General features: G+C 70.6%; 15 protein-coding genes. 7 read left to right on the top strand and 8 right to left on the bottom strand.

What is annotated here, in order from left to right; all coding sequences use genetic code 11:
- Window positions 1-133: 133 nt before the first annotated feature.
- A complete protein-coding gene (locus tag HF576_RS14450; protein ID WP_168913493.1) occupies window positions 134-709 on the bottom strand; it encodes a DNA-3-methyladenine glycosylase I in 576 nt (191 codons plus the stop codon).
- 109 nt (window positions 710-818) lie between these two features.
- Here HF576_RS14450 and HF576_RS14445 point away from each other — a divergent pair, with 109 nt between their 5' ends.
- Entirely contained in the window at window positions 819-2,099 is a 1,281-nt protein-coding gene (locus tag HF576_RS14445) for an HNH endonuclease signature motif containing protein (RefSeq protein WP_168913492.1), read from the top strand.
- A 207-nt stretch (window positions 2,100-2,306) separates the two neighbouring features.
- Window positions 2,307-2,708, top strand: a complete 402-nt coding sequence (locus HF576_RS14440; RefSeq protein ID WP_168913491.1) for a glucose-6-phosphate dehydrogenase — start codon at window positions 2,307-2,309, stop codon at window positions 2,706-2,708.
- Between the two features lie 206 nt (window positions 2,709-2,914).
- Here HF576_RS14440 and HF576_RS14435 read toward each other — a convergent pair whose 3' ends face one another.
- The 3 genes from HF576_RS14435 to HF576_RS14425 form a co-directional block, all read right to left on the bottom strand.
- On the bottom strand, window positions 2,915-5,035 hold the full coding sequence (locus HF576_RS14435; protein WP_168913490.1) for an acyl-CoA dehydrogenase family protein: 2,121 nt from the start codon (window positions 5,033-5,035) through the stop codon (window positions 2,915-2,917).
- A gap of 156 nt (window positions 5,036-5,191) precedes the next feature.
- Window positions 5,192-6,625 (bottom strand): AAA family ATPase, encoded by a 1,434-nt coding sequence (locus tag HF576_RS14430; protein WP_168913489.1) that lies wholly within the window; start codon window positions 6,623-6,625, stop codon window positions 5,192-5,194.
- 231 nt (window positions 6,626-6,856) lie between these two features.
- Window positions 6,857-8,536 (bottom strand): formate--tetrahydrofolate ligase, encoded by a 1,680-nt coding sequence (locus HF576_RS14425; RefSeq protein ID WP_343234287.1) that lies wholly within the window; start codon window positions 8,534-8,536, stop codon window positions 6,857-6,859.
- Window positions 8,537-8,687: 151 nt separating this feature from the next.
- Here HF576_RS14425 and HF576_RS14420 point away from each other — a divergent pair, with 151 nt between their 5' ends.
- Together HF576_RS14420 and HF576_RS14415 are read left to right on the top strand one after the other, a co-directional pair.
- Window positions 8,688-9,965 carry a GNAT family N-acetyltransferase gene (locus HF576_RS14420; protein ID WP_168913487.1) on the top strand — a complete coding sequence of 426 codons (1,278 nt, stop codon included), beginning with the start codon at window positions 8,688-8,690 and terminating at the stop codon, window positions 9,963-9,965.
- A gap of 74 nt (window positions 9,966-10,039) precedes the next feature.
- On the top strand, window positions 10,040-10,504 hold the full coding sequence (locus HF576_RS14415; RefSeq protein WP_168913486.1) for a GNAT family N-acetyltransferase: 465 nt from the start codon (window positions 10,040-10,042) through the stop codon (window positions 10,502-10,504).
- A 15-nt stretch (window positions 10,505-10,519) separates the two neighbouring features.
- On the opposite strand, the gene recQ is transcribed toward HF576_RS14415, so the two are convergent.
- Window positions 10,520-12,535, bottom strand: a complete 2,016-nt coding sequence (recQ, locus tag HF576_RS14410) for a DNA helicase RecQ (protein ID WP_168913485.1) — start codon at window positions 12,533-12,535, stop codon at window positions 10,520-10,522.
- A 94-nt stretch (window positions 12,536-12,629) separates the two neighbouring features.
- Window positions 12,630-13,226 (bottom strand): DUF1697 domain-containing protein, encoded by a 597-nt coding sequence (locus tag HF576_RS14405; RefSeq protein WP_168913484.1) that lies wholly within the window; start codon window positions 13,224-13,226, stop codon window positions 12,630-12,632.
- Window positions 13,227-13,431: 205 nt separating this feature from the next.
- Between HF576_RS14405 and HF576_RS14400 the strand changes: the two genes are divergently transcribed.
- On the top strand, window positions 13,432-14,304 hold the full coding sequence (locus tag HF576_RS14400; protein ID WP_168913483.1) for an SDR family oxidoreductase: 873 nt from the start codon (window positions 13,432-13,434) through the stop codon (window positions 14,302-14,304).
- 34 nt (window positions 14,305-14,338) lie between these two features.
- Here the strand turns inward: HF576_RS14400 and HF576_RS14395 are convergent, their stop codons facing one another.
- Window positions 14,339-16,870, bottom strand: a complete 2,532-nt coding sequence (locus HF576_RS14395) for a DEAD/DEAH box helicase (RefSeq protein ID WP_168913482.1) — start codon at window positions 16,868-16,870, stop codon at window positions 14,339-14,341.
- Between the two features lie 104 nt (window positions 16,871-16,974).
- Here HF576_RS14395 and HF576_RS14390 point away from each other — a divergent pair, with 104 nt between their 5' ends.
- Complete coding sequence (locus HF576_RS14390; protein ID WP_168913481.1) at window positions 16,975-17,295, top strand: GNAT family N-acetyltransferase; 321 nt, start codon at window positions 16,975-16,977, stop codon at window positions 17,293-17,295.
- A gap of 1 nt (window position 17,296) precedes the next feature.
- The gene (locus HF576_RS14385; protein ID WP_168913480.1) at window positions 17,297-18,319 is read left to right on the top strand and encodes a pirin family protein; all 1,023 of its coding nucleotides are present in this window, start codon (window positions 17,297-17,299) and stop codon (window positions 18,317-18,319) included.
- Between the two features lie 108 nt (window positions 18,320-18,427).
- On the opposite strand, the gene HF576_RS14380 is transcribed toward HF576_RS14385, so the two are convergent.
- The gene (locus HF576_RS14380; protein ID WP_168913479.1) at window positions 18,428-21,433 is read right to left on the bottom strand and encodes a S8 family serine peptidase; all 3,006 of its coding nucleotides are present in this window, start codon (window positions 21,431-21,433) and stop codon (window positions 18,428-18,430) included.
- Between the last annotated feature and the right edge of the window lie 62 nt (window positions 21,434-21,495).

The following is a 21,495-nucleotide window of genomic DNA, read 5'->3' as shown; positions in this document are numbered from 1 at the left end:
TTCCTCCGGCTCATGGAACCGCCGGAACCCGGTTTTCATTCCTCGGCATGGACTCCGGCGGTCGTCCGGATGCGGCCGGAGAGGGATCGCAAGGACGACGGTGGCACGGGAGGGAACGGCGGGCCGGGGCCGGTCACCCCTCGGCGCGCCAGCATCCCTCGACGTGGTCGTCGACCATGCCGGCCGACTGCATCAGGGCGTACATCGTGGTCGAGCCCACGAACCGGAAGCCGCGCTTGCGAAGCGCCTTGCTCATCGCATCCGACTCGGGCGTGGTGGCGGGGACCTCGGCGAAGGTCTTCGGCCGGGGTCGTCCAGCCGGGTCGGGGGCGAACGACCACATGAACGCGTCCAGCTCGCCCGGCTCGAGTTCGAGCACGAGGCGGGCGTTGGAGATCGTGGCGAGGATCTTCGCACGATTGCGGATGATGCCGGCATCCGTCATCAGCCGCTCGACGTCGGCCTCGCCGAACCGAGCAACGATCTCGGGGTCGAAGCCCGCGAACACCTCGCGGAACCGCGGCCGCTTGCGCAGGATCGTGATCCACGACAGGCCGGCCTGGAACCCCTCCAGGCTCATCTTCTCGAAGAGCGGCCGGTCGCCGTGGAGCGGCCGGCCCCACTCCTCGTCGTGGTACCGCGCGTACTCCGGATCCTCGCCCACCCACGCGCAGCGCGCGACTCCATCGGCTCCGGTTCGCACGCTCACCGCGCCAGCCTACGGCCGGGCAGCGACATGAGCTCGTCGAAGGTCTGCGCGTTCGAATCGCTCACGATGAGGCCTTCCATTTCTCGAAGTTCTGTTCTATCCTAGATGCATGGGAGACGAGCGGACGGACGATGAAACGTTCGCTGTGTCACCGCCGGCCGATGAGTACCTCGGCTACCTGCTCGACGACGTCGTCAGCGACCACATGGACGCCAACCGGCGCCTCGCACGTCGCGCGGTGAACATCGTAGAGGCGGTCGACTTCGCGGAGCGGCGCCCGTACGTCTACACCACGGCCGACGGCGAGCTGGCGACCAAGATCGCCGAGCGTGCGGTCGTGTTCGACGTGTCACTGCGACTGCAGCTCGGGGAGAAGGCGGTCCGCGACCTCATACGGCTCACGCGCGATGCCCGCAGGTGGCTTCCGCAATTGTGGCGGCGCGCCGAAGAGGGTTACGTCGCTCTCCCGCTCGTGGACTCGACACTCGCCGGCGCGTACCGGCTGCTGCCGGCACCTGACGCGACGAAGGAAGAGAAGGATGCCGCGGCCGCCGCCGTCCGCGAGCTCGACAGTCGCGCCGACGACTGGGCCGTCGCCTGCACCCCGGCGGGGTTCCGCTCCCGGCTCGCGCGGCTCGTCGAGAAGCTCGACGCGCGCCGGGCGGATGAACGGCACGCGATGGCGCTGCGCGACCGCAGGGTGATCGTCGAGCACGCCGGCGACGGCATGTCGTGGGTCTCGGCTCTCGTGCCGACGCTGGACGCCGTCGCGATCAAACGCAGGCTGACTGCCACGGCGAAGCACGTCGCGAAGGACCGCGCCGAGACACGGTCGCGCGATCAGATCCGGGCAGACCTGTTCTCGGGGTGGCTGCGGGGCGCGGGCACGCCGACGGCGGTGAAGACGAAGGTGTTCGTCACCGTGCCCGTGACGCTCCTCGCCGGAGGCGGCGATGCGCCGAACCCAAGCGTCCCGGTCGAGACCGCCGAGATCGTCGGGCACGGCCCGATCCCGCCGCTGGTAGCGAAGCAGCTCTTCCTCGACGCCAAGGCCTTTCGCCGCCTGATCACCGATCCCGTGCGTGGCGTCGTCGTCGATATGGATCGCCGCGTCTACCGTTCCACCGGCGCTCAGCGGGACTGGATCGTCCTCCAGCACCACCTCTGCACCCGCGATGGCTGCACGAGACTCGCGATGGAGGCCGACATCGATCACGACGTGCCGTGGTCGCAGGGAGGCAAGACGAACCTGCGACTTCTCCGGCCGCTCTGTCCCCCCGATCACGGCCGCCGACATCAGACGACGTTCGCCTACCGCACGCGTGAGAACGGCACCGTCGAGGTCAGCACGCCGACCGGATACACCACGCCTGAGGAACCGCCGTTCTGAGGCCCGGGCGCCGGGCGCTCACCGAGCACGCCGCTGACCCCGTTCATTCGTCGTCTCGGTACGCCCGCGGGCGGGATTCGCGTACCTGGATGACGAACGAACCGGCAACGAGCGGCGAACGGACGCGGGACTCGGTACCCGCAGGGCGCCCCCGTCGCTTACCGTTGAGTGTTGAGCCCATTCGGGCTCGCACGCAGGAGGCTCCCCATGAAGATCGTCGCATCATCGGACTGGCGGGACGCCATCCCGTTCGACACGCTCGTGGTGGTGGCCGACATCGTCCCCGGCGAGCCGACGCGCTGCTTCACGTGCGGGACCGACTCCGAGCCGCGTCCGCGCACCGAACTGTGGGCGTACAAGCACCGTCATCCCAAGAATCACGACGGCTATGTGCGCTTCTACTGCGCCGAGCATCGTCCGGTGCTTCAGCGACCCGTCGTGGCGGCATACGTCGCCCCGGGCCGTTCGGCGCGGTCCTCGCGTGCGGCCGCCGAGCGCCGGCCCGCCAAGCCGACCATCCCCGAGCGTCAGCGCGCGACGTGCCCGAACTGCTTCGTCGAAGTCTCGGCGACCGGCGAATGCGGCATGTGCGGCTGGTCGGACAGCTGACGACGCGCCGCCACCGGCGCCGCCCCAGCCGCCGCCCCAGCGGGAGGATGTCGGAGGGGAGCGCGTTTCCCGACGCGATCCCCTCCTGAAAACCCTCCATCCGCGCGAAGCCCGAGGCGCGGAGCCCAGCGAGGTGCCTTCATCAGCGGAATGCTCGCGAGATCGGGACCCTGACACGGCCTCCGGCCATCGTTACCGTTCCGTGACTATCGGCTCGCGCGGTCCTTCTTCTTGAGCGACTTCTCCGACACCGGCGCCTCACCCGAGGCCGCGAGCGCGCGGTAGTACTCGCGGGCCTCGTCCTGGCGTTCGCGCTCGGCACCCGACGCGATCGGCGCACGCACGTGCTCCGGCTCGAAGCCGTACGCGTCCACGAGATCCTGCGCGTGCGGGCGCAGCCGCGTCGCCAGGCGGTCGATGTAGCGCGAGACGGATGCCGCACGCTGGGTCGACAGCCGGCCGTTGACGAGGTACCACGCGAGGTGCTTCTCGATCAGCTGCATGCCGAACAGATCGCGCAGCCAGGTCAGCACGCGCTTCGTTCCCTCGTCCGAGACGCGGTTCACGCCGTCGGTGAACGCCTCCCACTGCAGCAGCTCGCCGTGGGCACGGGCGGCCTCGATGAGCTCCGCCTGGTGGCTGTTGAACAGCGCGGCGGCCTCGGCCGGCGAGAGCGAGGATGCCGGGCGAAGGGCGCCCGCGACGTCGGCGACCATCTGCTGCACGCGGCCGGCGAGCAGCTCGTGCTGCTGGTCCTCGCGCAGTCCGAGCTCTACCGAACGGGCCGTCGAGCCGAAGTCGGCCACCGCCTGCCCGAGCTGGCGCAGGCCCGCACCGTGGAACAGCTTGCCCGCGGTCTGCGTGACGGCGAAGCGCGCCAGGGCCGCGGCATCCTTCCCCTTGAACTGCTTGGCGTAGTCGGCCAGCAGCCGCTTGCCGACCAGCTGCAGCAGCACGTTGTTGTCGCCTTCGAACGTGACGTAGACGTCGAGGTCCTGGTGCAGGCCGACCATGCGGTTCTCGGCGAGGAAGCCGGCGCCGCCGCAGGCCTCGCGAGCCTCCTGGATCGTGGCCAGCGCGTTCCACGTCGACAGCGGCTTGAGGGCCGCGGCGAGCGTCTCGAGGTCTTCGCGCTCCTCGGCGGTGTCGGTGCGTCCCGAGAAGACGCCGTCGAACTTGCGCAGCAGCTCGTCGTGGCTGAAGAACTGCGCGTAGTTCTGGGCCAGCAGGGGCAGCAGACGCCGCTGGTGCTTGCCGTAGTCCAGCAGCACGACCTCTTCGCTTCCGGCACCCGAGTCGAACTGACGGCGCTGATTGGCGTAGGTCAGAGCGATGTACAGCGCGAGCGCGGTGCCGGTCGTGGCGGCGCCGTCGAGCGACACCCGCCCCTGCACCAGGGCGCCGAGCATCGTGAAGAAGCGGCGGCCGGGGCTGGGGATCTCGGAGCTGTAGCTGCCGTCGGGGGCGACGTCGCCGTAGCGGTTGAGCAGGTTCTCACGGGGCACGCGGACGTGGTCGAAGTGCAGGCGCCCGTTGTCGATGCCGTTGAGGCCGCCCTTGACGCCGTCGTCCTCGCCGCCGATGCCGGGCAGGAAGTCGCCGTTCTCATCGCGCAGCGGCACGAAGAAGCAGTGCACGCCGTAGTTGACGCCGCCCGTGATCAGCTGCGCGAACACCGTCGCCGCCTTGCCGTGCAGCGCCGCGTTGCCGAGGTAGTCCTTCCACGCACCGCGGAACGGCGTGTGGATCACGAACTCTTCGGTGTCGGGGTCGTAGGTCGCCGTCGTGCCGATGGCCGCGACATCCGACCCGTGCCCCGTCTCGGTCATCGCGAACGCACCGGGAAGGCTCATGTCGATGACACCCGGTAGCCACTTCTCGTGGTGGGTCTTGGTGCCGAGCTGGAAGATCGCCGAGCCGAAGAGGCCCCACTGCACGCCCGACTTGATCTGCAGGCTGGGGTCGGCGAGCACGAGCTCTTCGAAGCCGGCGAGGTTCGCGCCGTTGTCGTTCTGGCCGCCGTACTCCTCGGGGAACGCGCGGCGCGAGCCGCCGTGCTCCACCAGCAGGTGCAGCTGCGTCAGCACCCGCTCGCGATGATCGGGCATGGGCTGCCCGTCGATCCGCCAGAACGCGGGGTCCTTGATCGTCTCGCGCGCGGTGCGGCGGGTCTCGCCCCACGTGCCGAGCAGCAGGTTCGTGACGGCGGCGACATCGATGCGGGGCTCGGATGCCTCCTCCGCGGTGTGCGCGGCGGTCGGGGCGCCGCCGGCGGGCGTGCGCTTGTGGACAGCGGGCTTCTTGGTGCGGACGGCGGCGTCAGCCATGTGCATCACCTTCGGGTCGCGAGAGGAAGAGTCACTGTGACGGTAGGACTTCCTACAACGCACGGGCAAGCCGATTGGCGAGTGTGCACAAAGCCGGGCGACGGCGTCCGACGGGCTCGTTGTACGGACCCGACAGCGCCGTCGCCCCCGGTCGAACTAGCGCAGGCCCGCGGCGACGGCCGCGGTGACCTCCATCCAGGCCTCGCGGCTCGCGTCGGTCAGGGCGTCGTAGTCGATCACGTCGCCGCGGTCCAGCGAGACGTCGAACGGCACCGCGACGACCTGCCGCGTCAGCTCGCCCATGTGGCGTGTCAGTCGCTGCTCGAGGTCCGGGTGGCTCGTGGGCGAGGGGTGGCTCATGACGGTGACGGCGTTGCGCAGCTTGGCTTCGTGGCCGTGGGCGACCAGCGTGTCGGCCATCGATGCCAGCGTGCGGGCGCTGTCTTCCTTCACGATCGTCGTGAGCACGAGCACGTCGGCCGCGGCGACCGCCGACTGCCACGTGCCCGCCTTGGAGTTGTTGCCGGTGTCGACGATGATCACGCGGTACGAGGCACTCAGCGTGTCGTGCAGAAGCCCGAAGGCCTCTTCGTCGATCACATCGCTGTCGCCGTCGAGGTTCTGCGAGGCGAGCACGTCGAACTTGTTGTCGCGCTGGCCGCGCACGAAGTCGATGAGGTCCGCCGAGCTGAGCTGGCCGGGGCCGTCGTGCACGTGACGCAGCAGGTCGATCGCGGTGCGGTCGTGCGAGGGCGCGGGCATGGAACGGATGCCGAGCGTGCCCTTGTACTCGTTGTTGTCCCACGCGAGGACGCTGCCGCCGCGCACGCGACCGAGCGTCGCACCGAGCAGGTACGTGGTCGTCGTCTTGCCGACGCCGCCCTTCTCTCCGATCACGGCGATGGTCTTGCGACCGGTGAACGCGCGCTGGATGGTCTCGCGGCGATCACGCTTGGCCTGCTCCTTCTTTCCCGGCGCCAGCCGGAAGCCGATCTTGTTGAATCCGCCGCGCACGCCCTCGGTGGCAAGGATGCGCGTCGGCGTCTGGGCCGACTCGGCGAAATCGCGCGCGGTCAGCAGCCGCGCGTCCCGCCGGGTGAAAGACGACTCATCGGATGCCGCGGCGGGCGCCGGTGGCGCGGTCGCGGGTTCGCTCGGTACCGCGGCCGTCGGCGCTGCGGTCGGCGCTGCGGTGGGCACAGCGGTCGTCGGCATCACCGGGATCGACGTCGTCGTGGCGGGTGCCGCCGTCGCGGGCGGCGTGGTCACCGGCGGCGTGGTCACCGGCGGTGCGGCCGGCGGGGGCGCGGTGACGCCGAGGTCATCCGCCTCGACGCCCTCCTCGACCGATCCGTCCGGCGCGACGAGCAGCGCACTGACGCCGTCGCTGCCACTGGCCGCGACCCGCACGGGGCGTCCGTGCTGCTGAGCCACCTCGACCACCAGCGCGAGTACCGCCTCCCGGGCGCCGGCCGCGTCACGCGCTTTCACGGTGCGCATGCTGCCGTCGACGGTGACCGAACCGGTGCCGTCGTCGTTGGTCACGACCGATATGCGCGGTCGATCGGGGATGGGGACGTGTTCGCTCACACGGGCTCCTTGGCTGAATGTCGATGGGGGCGGATGTCGTCGCAGCGAGGGCGCCGACGGGGCGCGAGCAGATGGCGCTTGAGACGAATCCGACGTTCCACCGTAACCCGAACGCCTGAATGACGCGGATCCGCGCCTCTCCGTCGGATCCTCGGAGCACTTTCGAATCGCGCACTTTGCAGTCCGCGCCGACCCTGACGTGCAAAGTGCGCGATTCGAAACGCGGTGGGCTCAGAACAGCCCGACGATCCGCCCGTCCTCGGTGACGTCGATCGTGTTCGCCGCGGGGATCGCGGGCAGTCCCGGCATCGTCATGATGTCGCCGCAGACCATCACGATGAAGCGTGCCCCCGCTGCCAGGCGCACCTCGCGGATGTCGACGGAGTGCCCGGTGGGCGCCCCGCGCAGCTTCGCGTCGGTCGAGAACGAATACTGCGTCTTCGCGACGCAGACCGGATAGCCGCCGTACCCGTCCTCCTGCAGGCGGCGGATCTGCGCGCGCACCGCCGTCGAGGCGGTGATTCCGGATGCCCCGTAGACACGCGTCGCGATCGCGCTCATCTTCTGCCAGAGGCCGGCTTCGTCGGGGTACGTGAACCGCAGCCCGCGCTCGACCGGCTCGGCGCACAGCCGAACGACCTCACGGGCGAGGTCTTCGGCACCGGCACCGCCGTCCGCGAAGTGCTTGGCCACCACCGCGCGGGCCCCTGCGGCCTCGACCGCTCCGACGAGGGCCGCGATCTCGGCATCCGTGTCTTCCGCTCGATGATTGATCGCGACCACGGCGGGGATGCCCCACGTCTCGCGCACGGTCGTGAGGTGCCGCTCGAGGTTGACGATGCCGCGGGTCACGGCCGCGACGTCTTCGCTCGCGAGGTCGGCGACCTCGACGCCGCCGTGATACTTCACCGCGCGCACGGTCGCCACGATGACCGCGGCGTCGGGACGCAGGCCGGTCGAGCGGCACAGGATGTCGACGAACTTCTCGGCGCCGAGGTCCGCACCGAACCCCGCTTCCGTCACGACGTAGTCGGCCAGCCGCAGCGCCGAGTCGGTCGCGATGAACGAATTGCAGCCGTGCGCGATGTTGGCGAAGGGGCCGCCGTGCACGAACGCCGGCGTGTGCTCGAGAGTCTGGACGAGGTTGGGCGCGAGCGCGTCGCGCAGGATCGCGGCCATCGCGCCGTGCGCGTGCAGATCGCGCGCCCGCACCGGGGCTCGGTCGCGCGTGTAGGCGACGACGATCTCGCCGAGACGGTTCTTGAGGTCTTCGAGGCTCGAGGCGAGGCAGAAGATCGCCATGACCTCGCTGGCGACCACGATGTCGAAGCCGCTCTCGCGCGGGTAGCCGTTGCCCGGCCCGCCGAGGCCGATCACGGTGTCGCGCAGTGCCCGGTCGTTGACGTCGAGCACACGCCGCCACGTCACCCGCCGCACGTCGATGTCCAGCGCGTTGCCGTGGTGGATGTGGTTGTCGATGAGCGCGGCCAGCAGGTTGGTCGCCACCGCGATCGCCGCGAAGTCCCCGGTGAAGTGCAGGTTGATGTCTTCCATCGGCACGACCTGCGCGTAGCCGCCGCCGGCGGCGCCGCCCTTCATGCCGAACACCGGGCCGAGCGCGGGCTCGCGCAGGCAGATCATGGCGCGCTCGCCGATGCGGTTGAGCGCGTCGCCGAGCCCGACCGTCGTGGTCGTCTTGCCCTCGCCCGCGGGCGTGGGCGAGATCGCCGTCATGAGCACGAGCCTGCCCCGCGGCCGATCGCGCAACGCGGCCAGGTGCGAGAGCGCGACCTTGGCCTTGTGGCGCCCGTACGGCTCGAGCGCTTCCTCGGGGATGCCGAGCCCTTCGGCGATCCGCGTGATTGGCCAGAGTTCGGCCCGCTGTGCGATCTCGATGTTGCTCGTGGCCACGCTCGCTCCTCGCTTGCGGGCACCGTCGCCCGCCGCGACCCAGCCTAGGCAACGCCCGGCTCGCTCCACGGAAGGCGGCACGCGCGCCCGATTCGCACAACTGCGGTGCCGGCATCCGCCTCGTGTCGGCGCCGCCGGGCACACTGGAGCGATGAGCGCCATCCCCCGCGTGAAGCTGGAGCCGTGGGGCGTCGACGATCTGTTCCTCCTCGAGGCCGCGAACACTCCCGAGATGACCGCGCACCTCGGCGGCCCCGAGACGGCCGAGCAGCTGCGCGCGCGCCAGGAGAAGTACCTCCGCTGGCGGGAGACCGGCGACGCGGCCATGTACCGCATCGAGGCCGACGGCGATCCGGTGGGCGGGATCGGCTACTGGAAGTCCGAACACGATGGCGCACCGGCGTGGGAGACCGGGTGGAACGTGCTGCCGGCATGGCAGGGGCGGGGAATCGCGCGCGAGGCGCTGCGTCTCCTCATCGGGAAGGTGGCAGCCCGGGGCGACCGCTCGCTCCTGGTCGCCTACCCCGGCGTCGACAACCCGGCGTCCAACGCGCTGTGCCGCGGGGCGGGCTTCGAGCAACGGGGGTCGCTCACCGAGCCGTGGCGCGGGGCCGAGCTCACTTTCAACATCTGGGTGCTCGACATGTCGCCGCTCGATCTCGGCGATCGGCAGCCGGACGTCGACGAGCGGTTCGAGGGTGAGCGGCTCGACGAGGCGCGCTGGTGGCCGTTCTACACGCCGCATTGGTCGGCACGGGATGCCGCGGCCGCGCGTTGGTCGATCGGCCCGGGTGGCCTGGAGCTGCGGATCGACGCCGACACCCAGCCGTGGGCGCCGGATTTCGACGGGGACGTGCGCGTCTCGCACCTGCAGACAGGACAGCACTCCGGCGCTGTCGGCAGCGAGCTCGGCCAGCATCGATTCCGGACAGGTCTGCGCGTGCGCGAGGAGCAGCCCGAACACCGGGGCTGGCTGGTGCACCACGGCGTCATCGAGGTGCGGATGGCCGCGGTGCGGCATCCCGATGTGATGGTGGCGTTCTGGCCGATCGGGTTCGAGGAGCGGCCCGACGACTGCGGCGAGCTCTGCGTCGCCGAGATCTTCGGCCAGGAGGTCGGCGAGCACGCCGGTCTCGTCGGCGTCGGTGTGAAGGCCCAGAACGACCCCCGCCTGCGCACGGACTTCGAGAAGATCCCGGTCGAGGGCGACCTCACCGACTTCCACGACTACGCGGTGGAGTGGACGCCCGAGCGCGTGCGCTTCTTCGTCGACGGGCGCTGGGTCAAGACCGTCGCGCAGCGCATCGACTACCCCGTGCAGCTCATGCTCGACGTGTACGAATTCCCTCGCGCCGACGGCACCCGCGACACCGCGGCGCTGCCCCACGTGCTGCGCGTCGAGCGCGTCCGCAGCTTCCGCGCGCACTGATCCCTTCCGACGGGCCGTCAGACCTCGCGGCATCCGCTCTGTTCACGGCCCCGCCCGACGCCTACGGTGGACGCATGAACGGGGTGCGCGTCCGGCGTGCCGGCATCGGGGATGCCGGGATCGTGGCGAGCATGTTGCACGACTTCAACACCGAGTTCGACACGGACTCCCCCGGTCCGATCGTCCTGGCCTCCCGGCTGCGATCGCTGCTCGCGGGCGCCGACACCTTCGCACTGCTCGGGGGCGAGCCGCCGGCCGGCCTTGCGCTCGTGACCGTCCGCCCGAACGTGTGGTACCCCGGACCCGTCGCGCTGCTCGACGAGATGTACGTCGTCCCTTCCGCGCGCGGTGCCGGCATCGGCAGCGCGATCATCCGGCGGCTGATCGATGACTGCCGCGTGGCCGGGGTCTCGGCGATCGAGATCAACGTCGACGAGGCCGACGTCGACGCGCAGCGCTTCTACGAGCGCCACGGCTTCCACGGTGCGGACCCCGACACCGGGGAGCGCGCGTACTACTACGCGCAAGAACTCGACTGACCTCGCCCGCAGGCGCTAAGCCGCTGGCGCAACGACTTCCAGCACGGCTTGGCCGTAGGCCTCGCGCTTCTTGGCGCCGATGCCGGTGACGCCGTCGAGGTCGGCGAGACTGGCCGGACGCCGCTCGGCGAGCGCGCGCAGGGTGGAGTCGCCGAAGATGATGTAGGCCGGGACGCCGAGCTCTTTCGCGACGCCCGCGCGCCACGCCCGCAGCGCCTCGAACAGGCCGACATCTCCGGCCGCCAGCGACTCGGGCGCCGTCGTCTTGCGCACGCGCCCGACGCCACCCGACCTGCCCAGGACGTCGCGCCGCAGCGGCACGGCGGTCTCGCCCTTCAAGACTCCAGCGGCTGGCTCGCCGAGTGCCAGGGTGCCGTACTCGCCGCGGGCGACCAGGATGCCGCGAGCCAGGAGCTGCCTGATCACACTGCGCCAGTCCTGCTCGCTCAGATCGGCGCCCAGCCCGTAGGTCGACAGCGAGTCGTGCCCCTGCTGGCGAACGCGCTCCGTCGAGGCGCCGCGCAGGATGTCGATCAGGTGACCGGCGCCGAACGCCTGCCCGCGCTCCCGCTGCAGCCGGACGATCGTCGACAGCAGCTTCTGCGCGGGGACCAGGCCGTCCCACGTCTCGGGCGCCTCGAGGCACGTGTCGCAATTGCCGCACGGGCCGGAGTCCTCGCCGAAGTACCCGAGGAGGTTCTGGCGGCGGCATCCGATCGTCTCGCACAGCGCGAGCATCGCGTCGAGGTGCTGTCCGAGACGGGTCTTGAACGAGCGATCTCCCGGCGACTGGTCGATCATGCGGCGCTGCTGCACCACGTCGCCGAGGCCGTACGCCATCCACGCGACCGACGGCTCGCCGTCGCGGCCCGCGCGGCCGGTCTCCTGGTAGTAGCCCTCGACCGACTTCGGCAGGTCGATGTGGGCGACGAACCGCACGTCCGGCTTGTCGATGCCCATGCCGAACGCGATCGTCGCGACCATCACCACGCCGTCTTCGCGCAGGAACCTCGACTGGTTGGCGGCACGGGTCTCTGCGGGCAGGCCCGCGTGGTACGGCAGCGCGTCGATCCCCTGGCCGGCGAGGAACTCCGCCGTCTGCTCCACCGACTTACGGCTGAGCGCGTACACGATCCCCGATACCGGACCGGTCGTTGAGCGAGCTTGCGAGTCGAAACGGCGGATGAACGCCACGAGCTGGCGTCGAGGATCGGTCTTCGTCTCGATGCGGTACTGGATGTTGGGCCGGTCGAAGCTCGAGACGAAGTGCCGCGCCTGGGGCAGCTGCAGCCGCTCCGTCATCTCGCGGTGCGTGGCCGGCGTCGCGGTCGCGGTCAGCGCAAGGCGCGGAACGCCGGGGAAGCGCTCGGCGAGCGCGCCGAGGGCGAGGTAGTCGGGACGGAAGTCGTGGCCCCACTGCGACACGCAGTGTGCCTCGTCGATCGCGATGACGCTGAGGCGCCCGCGCGCCAGGAACCGCAGCGTGGTCTCGGTGTTCAGCCGCTCGGGTGCGACGTAGAGCAGGTCGAGCTCACCCGCGAGGTAGGCCCGCTCGACGGCCGCGCGCTCGGGCGGCGCCTGGGTCGAGTTGAGGTAGGCGGCACGCACGCCGTTGGCGACGAGCGCGTCCACCTGGTCGTGCATCAGTGCGATGAGCGGGCTGACCACGAGCCCGGTCCCCGGCCGGACGAGGGCGGGGACCTGGTAGCAGACGCTCTTGCCGCCGCCGGTCGGCATGAGCACGACCGCGTCGCCGCCGCCGATCACGTGCTCGACGATGGAGCCCTGCTCACCGCGGAACGTGTCGTAGCCGTACACCTCGTGGAGCACGGCGCGCGGGTCGACTCCAGTGAAATCGCGGCGAGGCGCGGTCGTGTCGAACGGCGAATCCGGGAACGCCGACGAGGGCGCCTGCGGGTCGGGAGGCGGGGACCACCCGTCCTCGGGCGGCACCCACGCCTCGTCGAGCGGGGGCGCGTCCGCGTCGCTCCACGCGAGGTCGGCGTACGGGTCGCCGGAGGGGATGGTCACCCGATCCAGGGTAACCGCGGCGTCCGACGATCAGTCCCCCGCCGACTCGTCCGTGGAGACGTGGCCGGGCCCGCTGTCTGGGGAGGAGACGACGTCAGCACCACTTCGCCGCGAGCGCCGTGATGACGGTGAGGTTGCGGTTGGTCGCGACGCCGAGCAGCTTGGCCGCGTTCAGCGGATCGACCGACCCGGTCTGATAACCGGGTCCGAGCAGTGCGTGAGCCGCGCGTCCACGCACGACGACCTCTCCGGCTGGGCCCACGCGGCCGGAGGCTCCGCTCGACGCGCCAGCGGCGAGTGGAGGGGCCGTGGGGACGCTCGCGAGCGACGCGATCCGCGCCACGGTCTCGTCAGGCAGCTCGTCCTTCATCAGATAGACGTAGTGCCGCGCGAGCCCGGGACGCTCGTCGCTGAGCTTCCTCGCCTCCCGCGCGATCGCGGCGAGCTCGGTGGTCGTGAACACCATCGTCGGCACCTCGAACCCCCGATCGGCGGCGAACGCCTTCTCGAGCGCGGCCTCGATCTTGGCGCGGGAGCGCATCGGCGTGGACAGTCGCACGTTGCCGGTGTTGATGTGCGTCTCGACGTCGGTGAACCCGGCCTCCTCGACGACCCGTCGGATGTCGCCCTTCGGGAACACCCGCTTCGCCCCGAGGTTGATCGCGCGCAGGAAAGCCACATAGGTCGGCATCCCGCCATCATTCCGGATGCGACGGGGCCCAAGCATCCGTTATCGTCGTCTGCATGCAATGCCTGTGACCGCGCCTCCGTCACCATCGCGCGTTCTGCGCACAGATTCCGGATGCTCCCCACGCCCTCTCCACGCATCGCTGGCGCGATGCGCGGAGCCTCGGGGCGCGTGGGCACACAACCCGGGGCACCTCGAAAGGCATCGCATGTTCCCCTCGACCTCCCTGCCGCTGCGCGGCAAGACCGCTCTCGTCACAGGCGTCTCGCGCCGTCGCGGCATCGGCTTCGCCGTCGCCACGCAGTTCGCGCGGCTCGGCGCCGACGTGTTCATCCACCACTACCGCCCGCACGACACCGACCTCCCGTGGGGCGGTGACGACCTCGACGCCGTCCGCGGCGGGCTCCGCGACGAGCTCACGCCGAGCGCGTCGCTCGGCGACATCGGCGCGGATCTGCGGGACGCGGCATCCGTTCCCCTCGTCATCGAGGCCGCACGCGCCCTCACCGGCAGGCTCGACATCCTCGTGTGCAACCACGCGAAGTCGGGCGACGACGGCTCGATCCTCGACATGACCGCCGATCGGCTCGACGCGTTCTGGCAGGCCAACGCCCGCTCGACCCTGCTCCTCACGCGCGAATTCGCGGCCCTGCACGGAGGCGATCGCAGCGACTCGCGACCCGGCGAGCGGATCGGGCGCAGCGAGCCGTTCGCCGAGCCGACCGGCCGGGTCTTCTGGATGACGTCGGGACAGATCCACGGCCCGATGCGCGGCGAGGTCGCGTATGCCGCGAGCAAGTCGGTGCTCGCGGGTCTGACCAAGACCGTGGCCGCGGAGCTGCTCGACCTCGGCATCATCCTCAACACGATCGACCCGGGCCCGGTGAACACCGGGTACCTCGACCCCGGGACGACGGACCGGCCGCTCGACGAGATCGAGGCGTGGATGCGGGCGACGCCGTTCGGCCGCTACGGGCAGCCGGACGACCCGGCCCGGCTGATCGCGTGGCTCGCGACCCCTGCCGGCGCATGGGTGGTGGGGCAGGTGCTCTCCACCGACGGAGGTCTCGGACTCGGCTGACCCCCGGTCCGCGCGCACGTGCACACGCGAAGGCCTACAGCCGCACGACCTCGGTGACCTGCACGACAGCCGTGCCGGACTCCTCCGATGCGGCGAGGTCGACGACCCCGCGGATCCGCCAGTCGTGGTGGCCCTCGGGGTCGTCGATCGTCTGCTCGACCCGCCAGACACCGGATGCCACAGCCGCCTGTTCATCGACCGTCACGAGTCGCGGCGAGCGCGCCGCCCCGCCGGTGAGGATCTCGTCGTGCTCGTCGAAGTACGCGTCGAGGGCCTCCGGCCAGCCGGCGTCGGGGTCCAGCTCGACGAGCTCGTCGTCGCGCTGCAGGGCGGCCAGCTGCACGCGGCGGAACAGCTCGTTGCGCACCAGCACACCGAACGCGCGCCGGTTCGTGAGCACCGACGGAGGCGCGGGCGGCACTACCGGGGCCGACGGGTCGTCGACGGGATTGATGAGCGACTCCCACTCGTCGACGAGGCTCGAATCGACCTGGCGCACCACTTCGCCGAGCCACGCGACGAGGTCGTGCAGCTCCTCGGTCTGCGCCTCGGCGGGCACCGTCTGCCGGATCGCGCGGTAGGCGTCCGACAGGTAGCGCAGCACCAGGCCCTCGCTTCGCGCGAGCTGGTAGAGCGAGATGAGCTCCGAGAACGACAGCGCCCGCTCGAACATGTCGCGCACGACGGACTTGGGCGACAGTTCGAAGTCGCGGATCCACGGCTGACTCGACGCGAAGACCTCGAACGACTGGGCGAGCAGCTCCTCGAGCGGCTTCGGGTACGTCACCTCTTCGAGCAGCGCCATGCGCTCGTCATAATCGAGGCCGTCCTGCTTCATCGCGGCCACCGCCTCGCCCCGCGCGCGGAACTGCTGCTGCGACAGCACGGGCCGCGGATCGTCGAGCGTCGCCTCGATGATGCTCACGACGTCGAGCGCGTAGTGCCCGGTCCCGGCTCCTCCCTCGGAGCCCTCCGGGTCGAGCAGCCCGATCGCGGCGAGCGCGAAGGGCGACAGCGGCTGGTTGAGGGCGAAGTTCGGCTGCAGATCGACGGTGAGACGGATGCCGGGGGCACCGGCATCCGGAGTCTCGAGCGAGCCGATCTCGACCACACCGGCCGTCACCAGGGTGCGGAAGATCGCGATCGCCCGCCGGGCGAGCTCGTACTTGCGCGCCCGAGGCTCGTGGTTGTCGAAGACGAGCGAGCGGACGTTCCCGAACACGTCGCCGCCGCGCGCGATGACGTTGATGAGCATCGCCGCGGTCAGCTGCAGCTGCGGCACGAGCGGCTCGGGCTCGGCGTCGACGAGGCGCTCGAACGAGCCGAGGCCCCAGTTGACGACGCCGGCCGGGGCCTTCTTGCGTACGATCTTCTTGCGCTTGGCCGCGTCGTCGCCGGCCTTGCGCAGCGCGGACTCGTTCTCGATCTCCCACTCCGGCGCCATCACGACGACGGTTCCGGCGGTGTCGAACCCGGCTCGCCCTGCACGCCCCGAGATCTGGTGGAACTCGCGGGCGCTCAGCTGCCGCATCCGGGTGCCGTCGTACTTCGACAGCGCCGTGATGAGGACCGTGCGGATCGGCACGTTGATGCCGACGCCGAGCGTGTCGGTGCCGCAGATCACGCGGAGGAGCCCGCGCTGCGCGAGAGTCTCGACCAGGCGCCGGTATCGCGGCAGCATGCCCGCGTGGTGCACGCCGATCCCGGCGCGGACGTAGCGCGAGAGAGTGCGGCCGAAAGCCGTGGTGAACCGGAATCCGCCGATCGCGTCGGCGATCTCGTCGCGCTGCTCGCGCGAGACGATGCGGATCGACGACAGCGCCTGCGCGCGCTCCATCGCCGCGGCCTGGGAGAAGTGCACGACGTAGATCGGCGACTGCCCGGTGTGCAGCAGCTCCTCGACGGTCTCGTGGATCGGCGTGCGGGCGTACGAGAAGTGCAGCGGCACCGGGCGTTCGACACCGGTCACACGCGCGACCGCGCGACCGGTGCGGCGTTCCAGGTCCTCGGCGATCGCGGTCACATCGCCGAGCGTCGCCGACATCAGCACGAACTGCGCGCGCGGCAGGAGCAGCAGCGGCACCTGCCACGCCCAGCCCCGTTCGGGGTCGCCGTAGTAGTGGAACTCGTCCATCACGACCTGGTCGACGTGCGCGTCGGCGCCCTGGCGCAGGGCGAGGTTGGCCAGGATCTCTGCCGTGCAGCACACGATCGCGGCATCCGGATTCACCGCGGAATCCCCCGTCACCATGCCCACGTTCGCCGCGCCGAAGATCTCGACGAGGGCGAAGAACTTCTCGCTCACCAGCGCTTTGATGGGCGCCGTGTAGTACGTGCGGCCGCCTTGCGCCAGCGCCGCCGCGTGCGCCGCGACCGCCACGAGGGACTTGCCGGTGCCCGTCGGCGTCGACAGGATCACGTGCGATCCCGACACGATCTCGATGATCGCCTCGTCCTGCGCGGGGTACAGCGACAGGCCGCGATCGGCGGCCCATTCGACGAACCCGCTGTACGCCGCGTCGGCATCCGCATCGCGCGGCACGGCGTCCAGGAGCGAGAGCGGCATCGTCCGAGTCTGCCAGGTGCCGATGCGACTGCCGCGCGGAGCCGCGACGCTGGCGGAACACCCGGGCCCCCGCCTACGTTGGGACAGACGACGAAGGGATGCCGATGCCAGCCTCGGAAGACGAGATCACTGTCCGCCGCGACGACGACGAGAGCCGCTACGAGGTGCGGGTGGGCGAGACGCTCGCCGGGTTCACCGAGTTCTCGGTCGATGCCCGCGGCCGCTACCGCTACCCGCACACCGAGGTCGATCCCGCGTTCCGCGGCCGCGGACTCGCGCAGATCGTGGTGGGCGAGGCGATGGCCGACTCCGCACGTCGCGGCGAGACCGTCGTGCCGCTGTGCCCGGTCGTCGTGCGCTACCTGCAGGACAACGAGGTGCCGGGACTCGACATCCACTGGCCGTCGCGGGTCAGCGCACCCTGACATGACGCGGCTCGACGTCGACTCGACGGCCGGCGGACTGAACCCCGATGCGGCCGAGATCGCCGGTCCCGCCGAGTGCTCGGGGCCGCGCACGCTTGTGCTCGAGAGCCGCGACGTGCCCCTCGGCGGCGTGCGGGCGATGTCGGTGCGCCGCTCGCTGCCGCAGCGAGAGCTGCCGCTCGTGGGCGCGTGGTGCTTCCTCGATCGGTTCGGCCCGCAGGAGGCGCGCATGCGCGTCGAGCCGCATCCCCACATCGGCCTGCAGACCGTGACCTGGCCGTACATCGGCGAGGTGCGGCACCGTGACACCGTCGGCAGCGACGTGGTCGTGCGCCGCGGTGCGCTCAACCTCATGACGAGCGGCGCGGGCATCGCTCACTCCGAATACTCCGTGGGACAGGATGCCACGCCCCTCGACGCACTGCAGCTGTGGGTCGCGCTGCCCGAGTCGCGGCGACATGGTCCGCCCGCTTTCGAGCAGCACGCCGTGCTGCCCGACGTGGAGCTCGAGGCGATCACCGGTGAGCCCGGCGGCGCGACCGTCGTCATGGGGGAGCTTGCCGGCGTCAGCTCCCCCGCCAGCACGTACACGCCGATCGTCGGAGCCGAGCTGCGCATCCCCGCGGGCTCGAGCGTGCGCGTGCCTTTGAACCCGGCGTGGGAGCACGCGCTCATCGCGGTCGAGGGCGAGGCTGCCGTGGCATCCACCCCACTCGACACCGCCCACCTGCTCTACCTCGGGCTCCAGCGCGACGACGTGGTCGTCGAGAGCACCACGGGCGCCACCCTGTTCCTGCTCGGCGGAGAGCCGTTCGAGGACGACATCGTGATGTGGTGGAACTTCGTCGCGCGCTCGCACGAAGAGATCGCCGACGCACGCGAGGCATGGGAGGCCGAGGGGTCGGCGGATGCTGCCGATGGGGCGCCCGCCCGATTCGGCCGGGTCGTCGACCACGGCGACGAGCGCATCCCGGCGCCCCCGCTTCCCGCGGTGCGGCTCACTCGCCGCCGCCGGCGCGTGTAGCCGCGTCTGCTGCCGCGGGCGGGTGTCTCGCCCGCCCAGGACTGCGCTCGTCGCGCACACGAAGAGGCGCCCGGGCCGAAGCCCGGGCGCCTCTTTCTCACCTGACCTCTACGGCACGTCGACCGAGACGATCGTGCGCACCTGCGAGTCGCCGTAGCGCACGACGCCCAGGTAGCTGCCGGTCTCGAGGCCCGACCACGACAGCGCGTACTGCGTGGGAACGGCCTCGGTCACCGGGAGCGGGTTCGGGGTCGCGGTCAGCGATCCGACTCCACCCGGCGTGACCAATGCCGATGTCGCCGTCCAGGTGAACGGCGCCGTGAACGAGTACACGTCGGCCGAGAGCAGGTAGTACCCCGCGGTCGGAGCGACGAGCTCGACGGCCTCGTCGGCGGATGCCGACGCGGACTGCCAGACCTCGTAGTACCGCAGGTCGGTCGGGCTGACCACTCGATAGACAGAGAGGTCGAGGTCCGAGCCGGTGTCGTCGGCCGAGTCGAGAGCGAACCGGGCGAACTCGGTGCCCTCGACGACCTCGATCAGCACGTTCGTCACACCGTCGTTGTCAGCACCGGTGGTCTCGTTGCCGTCGATCTCGACCGTCTCGGGCGTGAGACCGGCCAGGTTCAGCGGGAGCTCACCCGAGATGCCCGGCGTGACCTCGATGTCGAGGCTGCCCTCGGCACCGGAGCCCTCGACGCGGGCCGGAGCGGCCGCGGTGACCGGGAACACGGCGATCGGCGAACGCACCTCGGTCTCACCCGAGGTCCAGTTCAGGAACCCGGTCGCCCACTGCTCGACGGGCGCATCGGCCTTGGTGAAGCTGACCGTGAACTGCTGCGTCTCACCGGCGGCGCCGAACGTCAGCGTGCTGGGCTCGACCGTGACGTCCATCCCGGGCACGTCGACCGACGCCGTGAAGGTGCCGGCCTGCGTCGAGGTGACCGAACGCGTCACCGTCTGCGGGCCGGGGAAGGTGCCGATCGCGATCGACGCGAGGTTCAGGTCGCTGCCGTCGATCGGGTCCACTCCGAAGTCCGCGAGGCCGAGGCCCTGCAGGTATCCCGCCCAGTCCGCCGGACCGTTCAGGTACAGCAGACCCGGCTCGAAGTACTTCGTGGGGTCGACGTGACCGGCGCCCTGAGCGAACGGATCGGTGTTGGCCGAGTCGTCGGCGTTGACCGTGTCGTAGGCCGTGGTCATGAGCGCCGACTTGATCTCGGCGGGCGTCGCCAGCGGCCGCTCCCCGATGTACAGCGCGCCCAGACCTGCGACGTGCGGCGACGACATCGACGTGCCCGACTTGAAGCCGAACGTGGCCGCGTCGTTGGGCCCGTTGTGCGTTGCTGCCAGGATCGCGACGCCGGGAGCCGAGACATCCGGCTTCAGCACGTCCGCGCCGTCGGCGAGCATCGGTCCGCGGCTCGAGAACCCGGCGACCTGCGGGGTCGGGGTCTCGACGCCCGTGACGTTGTCGCCCACCAGGGTGGCCGTGGCGTCGGTGGTGCTGCGCACGTAGTCGAGCAGCGCCGTGCGGTGCTGCGCGTCGATGTGCACGGTGGGCACCGAGTGGAAGTCGTTGTCGAGCGAGCCCGGCGTGACGTTCACGAGGATCATGCCCGTTCCGCCGGCCTCGGCGACCGCCTGCGACTTCTCGACGCGGGCGTTGGTGCCGCGGTCGCAGACCACGATCTTTCCGGCCACCTGCGCCGGGTCGAGCGTGCCCAGGAAGCAGAGGGCCGCCTCTTCCGGCGCGGCCCCCGCCGCAGCGACGTCACCGGAGTAGACGGTCGGTCCGGTGAGGGATTCGCCGAACGGAACCGTGACCGATGCGCCCACGGCCTCGAAGCCGCCGGGGAGCTGAACGGTTCCCTCGTACGTGGGGATCGTCGAGGCCGCCACCGTGGTGTACCACGGCGAGGCGTGGTCGGCGGTCACCGAGTCGGGGCCGTCGTTGCCGGCGCTCACCGCGACGAACACGCCCGCCGCGGCCGCGTTGAAGAACGAGATGTCCTCCGGCTGCAGCACCGTCTTGGCCGCGCCGCCGCCGATCGAGTAGTTGATGACGTCGACGCCGTCGGCGACCGCCTGGTCGATCGCCGAGAGCAGGTCGCTCAGGGCGCAGATGTCGTCGGCCGTGTCGAGCACATCCGGGCCGACATAGCACGCCTTGTATGCGGCCACCTTGGCGGCCGGCGCGACGCCCGAGATCTTGCCGAAGTCGATTCCTTCGACGGATGCCTCGACCCCGAAGTTGCCGGCGGCGGTGCTGGCGGTGTGCGAGCCGTGGCCGTCGCCGTCGAGCGGCGACAGGTAGTCGTAGCTGAAGTCGAAGCCGGCCGCGGCAGCGCCGTCGGAGAAGTACCGGGCACCGATGAGCTTGGTGTTGTAGTCGTGCTTGTTCCAGCCCTGACCGGTGATGATCGTGCCGCGGAACTGCCCTCCGTCGGACTTGTCGAACACGACGGTGTCACCACCGGTGGTGTACGGCGTGGCGCCCGGCTTCTTCTTCAGCGCGTCGCCCGCGAACGAGGGGTTGTCGGCGGCGATGCCGGTGTCGACCACGCCCACGACGACGCCCTTGCCCGCCTCCCCCAGACCACCCACGGCATCCCACACTCCACCGGTGCCGGCATCTCCCGCACCGAGGCCGAGGAATTCGGTCGACGGGACGGCGACCGGATGACGCACTTCGTCGGCGAAGACGCCGAGCACGCTCTTGTCACTGCGCAGCTTGGCCACCTCTGCGCCGTCGAGGTCGGCGCTGAAGCCGTTGAGCGTGACCTGGTAGGTCGTGGCCGGCTCGACGCCGGCTGCGGCCGCGACGTCCTGCTGCTCCTTCTTGAGGTGCGCGATGTACTTCTGCGAGTTCGCGGAGTGCGCATCGAGCTGCTTGCCCTTGTCGGGCTTGGTGCGCTGGATGCCGCTCTCGCCGCCCTCGTAGGTCGCAAGCGGGGCATCCTTCAGCAGCACGATGTATCGCCCCGAGGGCGAATCGATCGGAATGGGTGTGTTCACCTCCTCCGGAGCTGCACCGAAACTGGCGGTGGCGGTACCGGTGAACAGTGCGGCGAGTGTGACGACCGCTGCTGCCCGCACGGAGGATCGACCCATTTTTGGCCTCCATCGTGGTCCTGCAGAAAGTGCTGCGCCACATCGTTGGGGCGCAGCTCGCT

This window comes from Microbacterium salsuginis (assembly GCF_012524205.1).
GTDB lineage: Bacteria > Actinomycetota > Actinomycetes > Actinomycetales > Microbacteriaceae > Microbacterium > Microbacterium salsuginis.
This window is presented reverse-complemented; position numbering and strand designations above follow the sequence as displayed.

Bases quoted from the DNA above. Each gene is read 5' to 3' on its own strand.
- HF576_RS14390 (WP_168913481.1), top strand. From the start codon at position 16,975: ATGCCAGCCTCGGAAGACGAGATCACTGTCCGCCGCGACGACGACGAG.
- HF576_RS14420 (WP_168913487.1), top strand. From the start codon at position 8,688: ATGAGCGCCATCCCCCGCGTGAAGCTGGAGCCGTGGGGCGTCGACGAT.
- HF576_RS14380 (WP_168913479.1), bottom strand. From the start codon at position 21,433: ATGGGTCGATCCTCCGTGCGGGCAGCAGCGGTCGTCACACTCGCCGCA.
- HF576_RS14445 (WP_168913492.1), top strand. From the start codon at position 819: ATGGGAGACGAGCGGACGGACGATGAAACGTTCGCTGTGTCACCGCCG.
- HF576_RS14385 (WP_168913480.1), top strand. From the start codon at position 17,297: ATGACGCGGCTCGACGTCGACTCGACGGCCGGCGGACTGAACCCCGAT.
- HF576_RS14395 (WP_168913482.1), bottom strand. From the start codon at position 16,870: ATGCCGCTCTCGCTCCTGGACGCCGTGCCGCGCGATGCGGATGCCGAC.
- HF576_RS14405 (WP_168913484.1), bottom strand. From the start codon at position 13,226: ATGCCGACCTATGTGGCTTTCCTGCGCGCGATCAACCTCGGGGCGAAG.
- HF576_RS14435 (WP_168913490.1), bottom strand. From the start codon at position 5,035: ATGGCTGACGCCGCCGTCCGCACCAAGAAGCCCGCTGTCCACAAGCGC.
- HF576_RS14400 (WP_168913483.1), top strand. From the start codon at position 13,432: ATGTTCCCCTCGACCTCCCTGCCGCTGCGCGGCAAGACCGCTCTCGTC.
- HF576_RS14440 (WP_168913491.1), top strand. From the start codon at position 2,307: ATGAAGATCGTCGCATCATCGGACTGGCGGGACGCCATCCCGTTCGAC.
- HF576_RS14415 (WP_168913486.1), top strand. From the start codon at position 10,040: ATGAACGGGGTGCGCGTCCGGCGTGCCGGCATCGGGGATGCCGGGATC.